This window comes from Novosphingobium sp. P6W (assembly GCF_000876675.2).
Classification (GTDB): Bacteria; Pseudomonadota; Alphaproteobacteria; order Sphingomonadales; family Sphingomonadaceae; genus Novosphingobium.
In genome coordinates, this window is record NZ_CP030352.1 from 1,137,628 (window position 1) to 1,151,346 (window position 13,719).

Here is a 13,719-nt window from a genome sequence, read left to right on the forward strand (position 1 = left end):
TTCGGCAAGCCGCGTTTTACCCTTCTATGATCTCCCGTATTCTTCCCGCGAGCATGTCGATGGCGAAAGGCTTGGTTATCATGGCCATTCCCGGTTCGAGGAAGCCTGAAGCCATTGCCGCATTCTCGGCATAGCCGGTCATGAACAGCACCTTGAGACCGGGGCGCGAGGCGCGGCCGCCATCGGCAACCTGGCGGCCGTTGAGACCGGGCAGCCCGATGTCGGTGATGAGCAGGTCGATGCGGCGCCGGGATTGCAGGATCGCCAGTCCCGCAGGGCCGTCCGAAGCCTCGATCGCCTGGTAGCCCAGTTCGTCCAGCACTTCGAGGATGAGCCCGCGCACTACCGGTTCATCCTCCACCACAAGCACCACTTCGCCTTGGCGGGCAATCGGCAGACTGTCCTGCAAGGCAGGTTCGTCCGGCGTACTCTCGGCGCCGTGGTGGCGGGGCAGGTACAGCTTGATCGTGCTGCCGATACCTTCCTCGGAATAGATCCGGGCATAGCCTTCGGACTGCCGCGCGAAGCCGTAGATCATCGACAGGCCCAGCCCGGTGCCCTGGCCGATCGGCTTGGTGGTGAAAAACGGCTCGAAAGCGCGCGCGGCGGTTTCCCGGCTCATGCCGACACCGGTGTCGGTGATGGCGATGCACACGTATTGGCCCGGCTTCACGTCGCGTTGGCGGGCGGCATAGTGGCCGTCGAGGTGGGCGTTGCAGGTTTCTATCGTCAGCCTGCCGCCGCCCGGCATGGCATCGCGGGCGTTGATGACCAGATTGAGGATCGCGCTTTCCAGCTGGTGGGGGTCGCACTGCGTCAGCCACAGGCCGCCGGCCAGCACGAATTCCAGCTCGATATGCTCGCCCAGCGTGCGGCGCAGCATGTCCTCCATCGAGGCGACCAGCGGATTGGGACGAACGGGGCGGGGATCGAGCGGCTGGCGGCGCGAAAAGGCGAGCAGGCGGTGGGTCAATGCCGCCGCCCGCTCTGCCGAGGCGCGCGCGCCCGTCAGCCAGCGATCAAGGTCGCCGGTGCGGCCCTGCGCGAGGCGGTTGTGCATGACGTCGAGGCTGCCGGTGATACCCTGCAGCAGGTTGTTGAAATCGTGGGCGATGCCGCCGGTAAGCTGGCCCACCGCTTCCATTTTCTGGCTCTGGCGCAGAGCTTCCTCGACGGCCCGCTGATCGGTGATGTCACGGCCGATGGCATGGATGCGCTGTTCGTCGGGCACGGCGGTCCAGGCCAGCAGGCGGTAATCGCCGTCGCGCGCGCGGTATCGGTTTTCGAAAGCGACGGTCCGCTTGCCGGTGGACAGCTTGGCGACTTCGGCGGCGGTCACCTCAAGGTCTTCGGGGTGGATGAAGGTCGCAATGCGGCGGCCCAGCATCTCGCCTTCGTGCCAGCCGAGCAGGCGTTCGGCGGAAGGGTTGACCGCCGTGATGGTGCCGGTGAAATCGCAGACCAGCATCAGATCGCGGGTGATCGTCCATAGCCGGTCGCGGTCCTGGGCGAATGCGGCTTCGGCCTGCTTCTGCGCCTCGATCTCGGTATTGGTGCCCACCCATGCGGCGATGGCGCCGCGCGCATCGGTGAGCGGCAGGGCGCGGACGAGGTGCCAGCGGTAACGCCCGGCAGCATCGCGCAGGCGCATTTCAGTGTCGTAGACTTCGCCGGTGGCGACCGACCGGGCCCATCGTTCGAGCACGGCGCCGCGCTCGTCGGGGTGGACGATCCGGGCCCAGCCATCCTCCTCGAAACTGCCGCGCTGTTCGCCGGCATAAGCGTAGGCCCGGTCGTTGAACCAGTCCATCCGGCCGTCGGCGCGCGCGGTCCAGACTTGCGTGGGCATGTTCTGCGCCAGCATGCTGAACTGCGCCTCGCTCTTTTCGAGGGCGCGCTGCGTCCGATACCGCTCGGTTACGTCCTGCACCACGCCGACCATGCGCACGGGATTGCCGGCGTCGTCCAATTCGAAATCGGCCTTGCGGGCGAGGATGCGTTCCTCGCCGGTATCGGCGCGGTGAATGCGGTATTCGACGTCGAGCAGGGCGGCGCCGCCGTGCCGTTTGGACAGGTTCGAGGTTCGTTCGCGGTCTTCGGGAACGACCATGTTCTCGAATATCTCCGGCGCGAAAACCCCTTGTTGCTCGACGCCGAAGATGCGGCAGAGTTCATCGGTGCCGGTGATCGTATTGGCGGCGATGTCGACCGAGAACAGGCCGATGCCGCCGGCCACCTGGGCACGGCGCAGCTGGTCCTCGCTCAGGCGCAGGGCTTCTTGTGCTTCATGCTCGTGAGTGCGGTCGCGCAGCAGCTTGACGAAGCCGATGACGGCGCCGCTGTTGTCGCGCAGCGGGGTCATCTCGCCCAGCCCCCAGAAATGTTCTCCCGATTTGCGCACATGCCAGCGCGCATCGTGGGCGCGGCCGGTTTCGAGCGCCTCGTGCCGCTTTGCGGCGGGGCGTCCGGCGCCCCGGTCCTCGGCGGTGAACAGCAGGTCGATCGGCTGGCCCAGCACTTCGGCTTCCGTCCAGCCAAGCATCACTTTCGCCCCGGCGTTCCATAGAGTGATGTTGCCGCGCAGGTCGGTTGCGACGATGCCGTAGTCCGTCGCTCCATCAAGTATCTGGCGGTTGTATTCCTCATGCTCGCGCAGCAGCACTTCCGCGCCCACGCGCTGGACGTGCGCCCATGAGCGTTCGGTTACCTCGCGGATGACGCTCAGTTCGTAGTCGCTCCAGCGGTGCGGGCTGCTGTCATGGATGGCCATGAGCGCGGTCAGCCGGCCTTCCTTGACCAGCGGCACGCAGATCGTGGCAGCAATGCCGATGGACTGGAAGGTCCTGGCCTCCTCAGGTAGCAGTTCGGCGGCGTTGTCGTTGATGACCAGCGCTTGTCCGGCGTTCAGTTCGCGCACCGCCAGCGTGCCGAAATCGGACAGGCGGTAGTGCCCGACGATCGAGGGCGATCCGGCAGCATGCCAGTTGCCGCGAATGGTAAAGCCGTCTCCCGCCTCGTCCATGTCGGCGTAGGCGCAGTTGGAGAGGCCAAGGTGCTGCGCGGTGAGGCGGGTGGTGATCTCGAGGATCTGGTCCGCTCCCCGGCAATCCGCCACGGCGCCGGAAAGCGTGTCGAGGAAGCGCAGGCGCGTCTCGCTTTCCTCAAGGACTTCGCGGGCCTTGTAGGTCTGCGTGGTTTCGACCACGATAGCGATCACGCCGGCCGGCTTGCCATCGTCGCCCGGGACCGGCGAATAGTCGAGGTTCAGCCTCACTTCCTCGGGATGGCCATCGCGGTGAAGCGTCAACGCATGGTCGCGGTAGCTCAGCGAGCCTCCGGAAAGGCCGACGCGCATCACGTTTGCGTTGAAGTCCGCGACCTCGTCCCAGCCGTCGAGTACGTTGGAGCCGAGCAGGCGGCTGTCGCGCCCGCCCGCCAATTTCGAATAGGCGTCATTGTAAAGCATGACGCCTTCGGAGCCCCACAGCAGCACCAGAGGCACGGGAGAGGGCAACATCATGCGCACGGTATGGCGCAGGCTGACCGGCCAGTTCGCGATCGGGCCGAGGGCGGTCGCTGCCCAGTCGTGCGCGGCGATGCGGCGTGCGAGATCACCAGAGAGTCCCATGACCCCGGTGTCGTTATCTTCGCTGCGCGTCATTCGCCTTGCGTATCCCTTCGCGCGCCGCATGGCGCAGTATCGGCACGCCATTCGTGCGCGAAAAACACATCTGCCTTCAAGGGGTTCCCGGTCAATCGGTCATTTGCGGGAAGGCCGAAAAGGAACACCGGCAAAGGCTGCGGGCGATCGTCAGCCGGCCGCTGCCAAGGGGAAGAAGAAGGGTCCTTCGTCCTGATAACCGGCCAGGTTTTGCGGGTCGAGGCCGGGGCGGTTGCGGCCCTTGCTCTTGGCATCGTAAAGGCCGCGGTCGGCCTGCAGATGAGCTTCGGTCAGGTCGATGGTGCCCGCGACGAACGAGGCGCAGCCGATGCTGAGGGTGCCGCAGTGCTGCGGCCCCACGCGGCGGTCGAAGCCCGAGCACAGGCCTTGCGCGAACTGGAGTGCGGCGCCTTCATCGAACCGGGGCAGGATGACGACGAATTCGTCTCCGCCAAGCCTGCCGATCACGGCATCGACGGGGGTCTTGAGCTTCAGGTAGTCGGCAAGGGCGACCAGCAGGCGGTCGCCTTCCTGATGGCCGAAGCTGTCATTGACGGCCTTGAAATGGTCGACGTCGATCAGCAGCAGTGCGCCGCCGTCTTTCCCGGCGCGGGCAAGCAGGGACTTGGCCTGCGCCTCGAAACCGCGGCGGTTGAGCAGGCTGGTAAGCGGATCGCTTTGCGCCAGCAGGGTGACGCGGTGCTCACGGCGCCGGCGCAGGGCGCCTGCGATCGACATGGCCAACGCCACTGCCACCAGCACGCCCTCGAACAGCGAAATCACGATCATGGTGCCGGTGTAGTTGTAGAGGCTGATGAAAGCGCCGGGGGCGAAGGCGCAAAAGGCCTTCACCGCGTAAAAGCTGCCATGGAACAGAAAAGTGCAGAGCAGCATCTGCGTCTCCGAGCCGTTCGTTCGCCTCTCGCCGAGCAGTATGCCTGCGGCCCGCAGCGAAAGCGCGGCGACGCAGCTGGCGTTGAACAGCGAAAGCGCCTGGGCATCCATGCCCGGAACGGCCATTAGCGCCGAACAAAGGGCGGGAGCGAAGAACCAGACGCGCGCCAGCCGGCGACCGGCAAAAGCGGCAGCACCGTGCAGGAAGCACAAGTGCGCAAGCGGCACCATCGAGTTGGAAAGCCAGATGCCGATGTAGAAAGACCCTGCTTCCCGCAACGGCGCCAGCGAGCAGCCGATGACGATGCACAGGAAACCCAGCGCGAAGCTCAAGAGGAAACGCTCGCGTAGCGAACGCCACTCGATCAGGAGGAATGTCGCGGCGACGAAGGCAATGCCATCCGTCAGCAACATCATCGTTTGCGCATCAACCGCCATGTAACCCCGAACCCCGTCTCGCGAGCCCCCGTCGCGCGTGCTCCGTCGCACGTGAAGGCCGCTTAGCAGGTTGTCCTAAACAAACCGTTCATTCGTTTTGGGACGGGCAGCGATCAGCCTTTGCGCACCACGCAGCGAAAACCGATGTGCGAGGTGGAAGTGTCGATCATCTCGGGATGGCGGGCGGCGGGGCGGTAGCGCTGGCAGTAGTTGGGGGCGCAAAGATGCGATCCGCCCTTGAGTACCTTGCGCCCGATACGCACGCCCGGCTGCCGAGGGTCGAGGCTGTCCTTCAGCTTGCCGCCGCGCGGATTGCTGAGGGTGCAGCACGATTTGCCGGCCGCCTTCTTCGGGGTTTCGGGCTTCTCGCTCCACCAGTCGCTGGTCCATTCCCAGGTGTTGCCGATCATGTCGACTAGGCCGTAGCCGTTCGGCGCATAGGTGCCGACCGGTGACGTGCGCTCCCACCCGTCCAGCATCTGGTTGGCGAAGGGGAACAGGCCCTGCCAGGTATTGGCCATCATGGTGCCGCCGGGAGACAGTTCGTCGCCCCAGGCATAGTCCCTGCCTTCCAGGCCGCCACGCGCGGCGAATTCGAATTCGGCTTCGGTGGGGAGGTCCTTGCCGGCCCATTTCGCATAGGCCTCGGCATCGCCGTAGGCGATCTGGACGACCGGGTGGTCCCACAGGCCCAGGCTTTCGATATCACTACCGGGGCCAAGCGGCTGACGCCAGCATGCACCGAATTCGAAGCGCCACCAGTTGGCCGGGTTCGATGTGTCGACCGGAGCGGCACTCTTGTGGAATACCAGCGATCCGGGGCGGTCCATGCCGGGCAGCATGTCGGGGTAGTCTTTGGGGTCGGGCGCGATTTCGGCCACGGTGACATGGCCGGTGGCCTCGACGAAAGCGGCGAACTGGCGGTTGGTCACTGGCGTCCGGTCGATCAGGAAGGCGTCCACCGAGACCCGGCGCAGAGGCGCTTCCTCGGGATAGAAACGCTCCGATCCCATCGTGAACGTGCCGCCGGGGACCGCGATCATGTCGGCGGGCGTATCTGCGGTATCGGGTGCATTGTCGGCGGTCTGCAAGCGATAAGGCCTTTCCTGCCTCGTGATTGCGTCCTACCTAGGGCGCGCGGCAATGCAGGACAACAGGACCATCATCCTGAAATCCCCCGCTGCCGCAAGATTTACGCCTGAAGGGCCGGCCTACCGTACACGCGGAGGCCATCTCGTTTTCGCACCATGACAACAGCCTATCGGGGGACATATCGCTTTGCGCGGCTGGATTCTCTTTCAGCATGAACTCGACCCGGCGATCCCGGAAGTGCCCGAGGTCTTCCGTTTCCAGGAGGCGGCGGGGGCGATGGGCATCGAACTGCACGTCTTCCAGCCGCACCGCTTTGAACTGGTGGTGGGCACCGGGGGAGACTGGGCGATTAAGTACCAGGGGCAGCCGGTGGCGCGGCCCGACTTCGTGATCTGCCGCACCGGCGCCGAGACCGACTATTTCACGCTGGCCCTTTTGCGCCACATCGAGCGGCGCGGCGTGCGCCTGGTCAACGGCCCGGCGACGATCGAGACGGTGGCGGACAAACTGCACACCTTGCAGACGCTCAATCGCGCCGGTCTGCCGATCCCGCGCACGATCCTGGGTACCTTCCCGATCGACATCGACCTGGTCGAGCGGGAACTGGGCTTCCCGGTGATCGTCAAGACGCTGAAGGGCACGCGCGGGGCCGGCGTCCTCAAGTGCGAGGATCGCAGCCAGTTCGAGGATCTCGCCGGCCTGCTCGAAAGCGCGGATGCCAAGGCGGACTTCATCCTCCAGCATTACGTGCGTGCCAGCCACGGCCGCGACGTGCGCGTGCTGGTGGTGGGCGGCCGGGTGGTCGCGGCGATGGAGCGGCGCTCGCTGACGGGCGGCTTCAAATCCAACGTCTCGCTGGGCGGGGTGGGGGTTGCCTACAACCCGCCGCAGGAGATGGCCGAACTGGCGGTACAGGCAGCCGACGTGCTGGAACTGGACATCACCGGCATCGACATCCTGTTCGACGAGGACGGCTACCGTATCTGCGAGGCCAATTCCGCCCCCGGATTCCAGGGGCTGGAACGGGCGACCGCGATGGACGTGCCGACCGCCATCCTCGAATGGGTCGTCTCAACGCAGGACGCAGCGCGCGAGCGCGAGCCTTTGCCGGCTGAAAGCACGGCGCTTTCCGACATGGTCTTCGGCGGCCGCGCGGGCCTGCGCGCGCTGACCGACCGCAATACCGAGTTCCGCCGTTTCGCCAGCGCCGTGGGGCTGCGCATGGTCGCGACAGGGATCGGCGCGCTGGTGCAGGCCAGCTTCCCCCGAATGCTGGTCGATCGCCGCAGCCCGGTGGGGATCGGCCTTCGCTCGCTGTTCGAGGGGCGCGTGGCGTCCGAACTCAACCACCTCGACGACCGCGCGCAGGAACGCACGCTCATGGTCGTGCTGGCGGTGGCGATCTGGGCGGCGGTGCTACCCTGGCTGGTCGGCGCCGACGCGATCGTCAGCGGCGTTCTTTCGGTGCTGGCGCTGAGCTTCCCGATCCTGTTCCTGCTGACCGCTCCGGCAGGCCGCTTCGGCAAATCGCGGCGAAGGACCGGCGCGCGCAAGGGAGGCGGGGCATGATCGATCTTTCTGCGATCCCCTGGGCGGACCTTGCCCCTTTCATCGTCGCGGGGTTCCTGGCTCAACTGGTCGACAGCGCATTGGGCATGGCCTTCGGGGTCATTGCCAATTCCCTGCTGGTCATACTTGGCCTGCCACCGGCGATGGCATCCTCGGTCACCCATACCGTGGAAAGTTTCACCAGCGGCGTCTCGGGCATTGCCCATGCCTTGCAGCGCAATGTCGACTGGCCCCTGTTCGCGCGCCTTGTCATCCCCGGCATTGCCGGCGGCCTGACCGGCGTATGGGCGTTGACGCACCTGCATCTCGATTTCGTGCGGCCGGTGGTGCTGGTTTATCTGGCGGCCGTGGGCATTTACCTCACGTGGCGCGGGGCGCGGCGGGCGCAGGCCTATCGGCGGATGCGCATGGTGGGTCCGCTGGGACTGGTCGCCGGCTTTCTCGATTCGTTCGGGGGTGCCTGGGGCCCGGTGACGACAGGCAGCCTGATCGCGCAGGGGATGACTCCGCGCATGGCGGTGGGAACGGTCAATGCGGCCGAGTTCTTCGTGTCGGTCACCGTGCTTTCGGCCTTCATCGGTTCGCTGGGCCTTCAGTCCTTCGCGCTTGCCGCTTCGGGACTGCTGATCGGCGGCGTGGTCGCCGCGCCGCTGGGGGCGCTGGTGACCCGGCGCGCCTCGGGCAGGAACATGACGCAGTGGATCGGCAGCGTCCTCATCGCGGTCGCGCTTTGGGGCCTCATCTCGCTGACGCTTGCGCCGGGACCCCTGTTTTTCCGAATGTAACCGGCGTCAGGCCGCAGCGGCGGGGGTGAGGCGGGTCAGCCTGCCCCCACTCAGCACTTTCGCTGCGCCCGGGGCTACGCGGATCAGGCCCTGCGCTATCGCGATCACGGCGGCCAGGATCAGGAACGGCTGGGCCAGCAGGTAAACCGGATAGAACGGCGAGCCGAGCTTTCCCGTCAGCTTGCCCACCAGCGGCCCGAACAGCCACAGCAGGATGAGGTGGGCGCAGAAGTAGAAGAACATGTAGGGCTCTATCCGCTGGAGAGGCCGAGCCGCGCGGCTCGCCGCCAGTTCCCAGGCAAGGCGCCAGACGGCGATCGAGGCGGCGACGCGCGCGGCAAGGTCCAGCGCGGCGGTCGAGGCGTCGTCGAAGGGACGCGCATCGCCGAGCGACACATAGAGATGCAGCGGCATCAGCACCGCGAAGGGCAGGACGGCCAGCAGCAGCGGCGCGTAGGCCACGCGCTCGGCAAGGTCGCTGCGGCGCGCGATGATGCCGATCGTGAAGAACATCAGGATCGAGGCGCGCAGGATCACCGGCGGACCGATGCCGGCGATGTGGCAGGCCGCTGCGGCAAGCGCGAGCAGGCCCAGCGTCCAGGTCGGCAGGCGTACCAGCAGGGGGGCCAGCACCATGCACAGGAACAGATCGCGCAGGAACGGCATCTGCACGTTGATATCGGGCGGGTGAGTGAGGATCAGGGTCTCCTCCATCAGCCAGCGCAGCGATTGCGGCACTGGTGCAGCAAGGCCCAGAAGCCATGCCGCGCCCGATACGAGGATGATCGCCAGCACGTTCCACAGAACCATCGGCAGCAGGATCGTGCGGGCTTTGCGGGCGATGTGCGAGCGCCAGTCGCGGGTGCGGCTCGATCCCGCGACCAGCCAGCCGGAAATGAGGCCCAGCAAAGGCACGGCGCTGCGGCCGAACACTTCCATCAGCACCCAGCGGAATACTTCCTGTGGGGTGCCCCGGGCCAGTTCGAGACTGTTTCCGTCGAGGCCCGTCCACGCATGGACGTAGACGACGCCGGTTATGCAGATGACACGGGCAACGCGGATCGCATCGGATCGGCGGCGCGCTTCGGCGCTTATCGGTTCAGGCAAACAGTGTCCCGCGCATTATTGTCCCTCTTCCAGCTATCCCTTCGCAACACCCGAAGTTCGCCGGGGTTGCCACAGCCCTGCCGTGAAACGGGCGGCAGGCGGGGGGAACGGTTGGAACCTGCGCGTGAAAGAACCTGAAATTCAGATCTTTACTCTCAACCGCGCAGCGACTGCATCCGCTGGAGGTAGCGAGCCAGCACGTCGATCTCAAGGTTCACGCCGCTGCCTTCGCGCATCGCGCCGATGGTGGTGACTTCGGCGGTGTGCGGGATGATGTTGAGCGTGAAGCGGCAGGTGCCGTCGGCCTCGTCGCTCACCTCGTTCACGGTCAGCGAGACGCCGTCGACGGTGATGGAGCCCTTGGGAGCGATGTAAGGCGCCAGTTCTTTGGGTGCGGCGATCACGAAGCGGTGCGAATCGCCGACGGGTTCGATGCTGACCACGGTGCCCACCCCGTCGACATGCCCGGTGACGATATGGCCGCCCAGCTCGTCACCCAGCTTGAGCGCGGGTTCGAGGTTGAGGTGTCCGCCCTGCTGCCAGCGCTGCGGCACCGTGCGGGCCACTGATTCGGCCGAGATGTCGACCGCGAACCATGCATCTCCGGCGGTGCCGCCCTTGTCCACCACGGTCAGGCACACGCCCGAACAGGCGATCGAGGCGCCTATGGCGATGCCTGCGGGATCGAACGGGCAGGCGATGACAGCGCGCAGGTCGCCTGCCTGGCGGGCTTCGCGGATGGTGCCGACGGCGGTGACGATTCCGGTGAACATGGGTCTAGCTTTCCGAGGGGCTGTCGGTGGGATTTCGCGCGTCGTAGACTTCGAGCGTGTCGCTGCCAAGCTGGCGGCGTTCGCTCAGGCGCCATTGGCCGTGGGCGTGGGCCAGCGCGGAAAGGCCGAAGTCGCCCAGCGCAGGTCGGCCGCCCAGCAGAACCGGGGCGCGGTAGATCAGCAGCCGGTCAACCAGTCCGGCGGCGAGGAAGGCCGTGGCCGTCTTCGCCCCGCCTTCGACGAAAAGGTGCAGTATGCCCTCCATCCGGGAGATTTCATCGGGCGAGGACAAGGCGTGCCAGTCCTCGGGCACGGGGCCGCGGGTTAGCACCCAGCGCTGCGGGCTGCGGTCTTCCAGCCCCGGCAGGCGCACGTCGAGGCGAGGATTGTCGGCGCGCAGGGTGCCGCCGCCGACCAGAATGGCATCCGAACGGGCGCGCATCGCATGGGTATGGGCGCGGGCTTCAGGCCCGGTGATCCACTGACTTTCGCCGTTGGCCAGAGCGATACAGCCGTCGAGCGAGAGGGCGAGTTTCAGGGTGACTTCGGGCCGGCCCAGCCGCTTCGAGACAAGGTAACCGGAAAGGCTGCGTGCGCAGGCAGGCGAGGGCAGGAAATCGGCGGCGATCCCGGCCTCGCGGATGCGCGCGATACCTGCGCCCGAGGTGCGCGGATCGGGGTCCATGCAGCCGATGACGACGCGGGCGAGGCCCGATGCGCTCACCAGATCGGCGCAGGCAGGGCCGCGCACCGAGCGGTGGGCGCAGGGCTCCAGCGTGACATAGAGCGTCGCGCCACGGGCCGCTTCACCGGCGGCAGTCAGCGCCATGGCTTCGGCATGGGGCCGCCCGCTTGCCTGCGTCCAGCCGCGCGCCACGACGCGGCCATCGCGGACGACCACTGCGCCGACGCCCGGATTGGGCCGGCTGAGAGGACGTGCGCGTGCGGCCAGCGCGGCGGCTGCCGCAAGCCAGCGCGCGTCTTCCCTCACTGGCCGGCAGGTTCCGGCGAAAGTTTCGGATTGGCGATGCCCGAACGCTTGAGAGTAGCCTCGATGCGTTCGCGCTCGGCCTTGTCCCTTGCCGCGTCCTCGGCGTCGGCTTCGCGGGCGATCTTGTCGACGTCGATGCCGGACATGCGCCCGATGGTCTTGTACATCTCGCGCACGTCCTTGTCGCGGCGTGCCATCTCGCGGGCCCAGGCTTCCTTGTTCTTCTGGTTCGCGAGGTTCGATTCCATGATCTGCGCATCGGTGCGGTGCGCCTTGAACACGGAGATATACGTGACCTTGGGCGGCAGGTGAGGGGCTTTGCCCTCCTGCGTGGTCATCAGATAGAACACGCCGAACGTGCAGGCCGCGGAAACGGCGGCGATGCGCCAGCGGTGGGCGCCGGCCTGTTTCCACACTTCCACGAAATCCCCGACCATGCCGGTGGGGTTGACGTCTTTCCAGATTCCGGAGCGCTTGAACGGGGACATGGGCGCTATCTAGTGCCTAACGGCATCTAAATCTACCCGAACGGCACATAGAGCGTGCGGCCGTTCGCCTTGAGCCAGCGATTGGCCTCATGCACCGACCCTTCGAAGATCGTCTTGAGGCAGTGATGGAACGCCGGCGAGTGATCGAAGTGGACGAGATGGGCGACCTCGTGCGCAACCACCGATCGGCGCACCATGTCCGGCGCCATGACCAGTCGCCAGTTGATCCGGATCGAACCATCGTGCGCGCACGATCCCCAGCGCCGCTGCGCGCTAGACAGGCCCAGCGCGGGGCAGGGCTGGGCGGCGCGCTCGCAATATTCAGCCAGGTCGGCGGCGAGCAGTTCCCGCCCTTCTGCCTGAAGCCAGCGGGCGAGGCGCTGGCTGAGCGAATCGGACGGGCCTCCTACCCGCAGTTCGCCCGGAGTGACGATCGGGCGGCGCGGGGCCAGCGGATCGTGGACGATGGCCAGCGTTTCTCCCCGGAATGTCAGAGAAGCGCCGTCGGCCACCGGATTGGCGCTGGGCAGGGCTTCAAGTTGCCGGGTGAGCCATTCACGACGGCTCTGCGCGAAAGTCAGGGCCTCTGCGGTGCGGGTCCAGCGCGGGATCGAGATGCGCACTTCGCTGCCATCGGGGGCGAGGCGCATGGTCATGCGGCGCGCACGTTCCAGTCGGCGGATCACCACCGGCAGATACCGCCCCGCGACTTCGACGATGGCCTCGTCCTTGGGGTCGCGCCGCAGCCAGTCGAGCATCGCGGCTAGTCCTTCCGCCCCGGAGGCTGCACTGCCCAGGGGGCGTCGCCCTCGTCGTCGTCATCGTCGTCGTCGCTGTCGTCGAAGTCGCCGTCATCGCCGTAGGGCCAGACGATGTGGTTCTCCAGCGGACCGGCCACGGTTTCGGAGATGACCTTGCCGGCCACCGACATGCCGGCGCGGTGCACCGCATCGCGGTCGCCGCTCACCAGGTAGTGCCATTCGGGCAGCGGGTCGCCGTCGGCGCGCAGACGGTAGGCACAGCTGGGCGGGAGCCAGGCAAGCGAGCCTGCCGTCTCCGGCGTCAGCTTCATGCAATCAGGCACGAACTTGCGGCGATTCGAGTAATCGCTGCACTGCGCGGTCTTCAGATTGAGCAGCTTGCAGGCGACGTTGGTGTGATAGATCTCACCGGTGTCCTCGTCCTCGACCTTGTGCAGGCAGCACTGGCCGCAGCCGTCGCACAGCGCTTCCCACTCGTCGCGGCTGAGCTGGTCGAGAGGGCGCTCCCAGAAGGGCTTGGCGGAGGGTTTAGGCGCGTTCACTTCACCCACTTGGCGAGTTCGGCCGAGACGTCCTCGGGCCCCTTGTCGATGGGCAGCATGGCGATAGGCTTGCCGTCCGGGTCCATCAGGAAGGCGATGCGGCTATGGTCCATCAGGTAACCGCCGGGGGTTTCCTCGCCCTTCTTATAATAGGAGGCGAAGGCCTTGGCCGCCTTGTCGATCTGTGCCGGGCTGCCGGTCAGGCCCAGCAGGCGCGGGCCGAAGGCCGCGGTCCATTCACCGACCACCTGCGGCGTATCGCGCGCGGGATCGATGGTGATGAAGATCGGCTGGACCTTGGCAGCCTGCGCGGCGTGGGATTTTTCGAACAGCGAGAAGCCGCGCATCATTGCCTGCACGTCGAGCGGGCAGGCATCGGGGCAGAACGTATAGCCAAAGTAGACGATCCGCCAGCGGCCCTTGAACTGGTCCCAGGTCACGGTCTTGCCGTTCTTGTCGACCAGCGTGAAAGGCCCGCCGATGGCGGCACCCTCCAGCGGCGGCGCCTCTGCCGAAGACTGCTGCTGGCAGGCGGCAAGCGGCACGGCAAGGGCAAGCCCGAGTGCGAGGAAAGCGAAGCGGCGCAAAAGGTAGGTCATGGCGCGCCGGTTCATGACC

General features: G+C 66.5%; 12 protein-coding genes. 2 read left to right on the forward strand and 10 right to left on the reverse strand.

Annotated features, from left to right (window positions below; genetic code table 11):
• Nucleotides 1-16: 16 nt before the first annotated feature.
• The 3 genes from TQ38_RS05485 to TQ38_RS05495 form a co-directional block, all read right to left on the reverse strand.
• Nucleotides 17-3,661, reverse strand: a complete 3,645-nt coding sequence (locus tag TQ38_RS05485) for a PAS domain S-box protein (RefSeq protein ID WP_043976830.1) — start codon at nucleotides 3,659-3,661, stop codon at nucleotides 17-19.
• A gap of 150 nt (nucleotides 3,662-3,811) precedes the next feature.
• Nucleotides 3,812-4,972: a diguanylate cyclase gene (locus TQ38_RS05490; protein WP_240197970.1), complete on the reverse strand. Its 1,161-nt coding sequence runs from the start codon at nucleotides 4,970-4,972 to the stop codon at nucleotides 3,812-3,814.
• 134 nt (nucleotides 4,973-5,106) lie between these two features.
• Nucleotides 5,107-6,036 (reverse strand): formylglycine-generating enzyme family protein, encoded by a 930-nt coding sequence (locus TQ38_RS05495; RefSeq protein ID WP_043976942.1) that lies wholly within the window; start codon nucleotides 6,034-6,036, stop codon nucleotides 5,107-5,109.
• A 235-nt stretch (nucleotides 6,037-6,271) separates the two neighbouring features.
• Between TQ38_RS05495 and TQ38_RS05500 the strand changes: the two genes are divergently transcribed.
• The gene (locus tag TQ38_RS05500; RefSeq protein WP_043976835.1) at nucleotides 6,272-7,654 is read left to right on the forward strand and encodes a RimK family alpha-L-glutamate ligase; all 1,383 of its coding nucleotides are present in this window, start codon (nucleotides 6,272-6,274) and stop codon (nucleotides 7,652-7,654) included.
• Nucleotides 7,651-8,439 carry a sulfite exporter TauE/SafE family protein gene (locus TQ38_RS05505; protein WP_043976837.1) on the forward strand — a complete coding sequence of 263 codons (789 nt, stop codon included), beginning with the start codon at nucleotides 7,651-7,653 and terminating at the stop codon, nucleotides 8,437-8,439. The genes TQ38_RS05500 and TQ38_RS05505 overlap by 4 nt, the downstream gene beginning before the upstream one ends.
• 6 nt (nucleotides 8,440-8,445) lie before the next feature.
• Here TQ38_RS05505 and TQ38_RS05510 read toward each other — a convergent pair whose 3' ends face one another.
• From TQ38_RS05510 to TQ38_RS05540, 7 genes are all read right to left on the reverse strand, one after another.
• The gene (locus TQ38_RS05510; protein ID WP_043976839.1) at nucleotides 8,446-9,546 is read right to left on the reverse strand and encodes an acyltransferase; all 1,101 of its coding nucleotides are present in this window, start codon (nucleotides 9,544-9,546) and stop codon (nucleotides 8,446-8,448) included.
• A gap of 155 nt (nucleotides 9,547-9,701) precedes the next feature.
• Entirely contained in the window at nucleotides 9,702-10,319 is a 618-nt protein-coding gene (locus TQ38_RS05515) for a riboflavin synthase (protein WP_043976841.1), read from the reverse strand.
• Nucleotides 10,320-10,323: 4 nt separating this feature from the next.
• Nucleotides 10,324-11,310: a bifunctional diaminohydroxyphosphoribosylaminopyrimidine deaminase/5-amino-6-(5-phosphoribosylamino)uracil reductase RibD gene (gene ribD / locus TQ38_RS05520; protein WP_043976843.1), complete on the reverse strand. Its 987-nt coding sequence runs from the start codon at nucleotides 11,308-11,310 to the stop codon at nucleotides 10,324-10,326.
• Nucleotides 11,307-11,798 carry a hypothetical protein gene (locus TQ38_RS05525; RefSeq protein WP_043976845.1) on the reverse strand — a complete coding sequence of 164 codons (492 nt, stop codon included), beginning with the start codon at nucleotides 11,796-11,798 and terminating at the stop codon, nucleotides 11,307-11,309. Before TQ38_RS05525 ends, ribD begins: the two co-directional genes overlap by 4 nt.
• 32 nt (nucleotides 11,799-11,830) lie before the next feature.
• Nucleotides 11,831-12,556, reverse strand: a complete 726-nt coding sequence (locus tag TQ38_RS05530; protein ID WP_043976846.1) for a M48 family metallopeptidase — start codon at nucleotides 12,554-12,556, stop codon at nucleotides 11,831-11,833.
• A 5-nt stretch (nucleotides 12,557-12,561) separates the two neighbouring features.
• Entirely contained in the window at nucleotides 12,562-13,110 is a 549-nt protein-coding gene (locus TQ38_RS05535; protein ID WP_043976847.1) for a YcgN family cysteine cluster protein, read from the reverse strand.
• Complete coding sequence (locus tag TQ38_RS05540; RefSeq protein ID WP_043976848.1) at nucleotides 13,098-13,715, reverse strand: SCO family protein; 618 nt, start codon at nucleotides 13,713-13,715, stop codon at nucleotides 13,098-13,100. The genes TQ38_RS05535 and TQ38_RS05540 overlap by 13 nt, the downstream gene beginning before the upstream one ends.
• Nucleotides 13,716-13,719 lie beyond the last annotated feature (4 nt).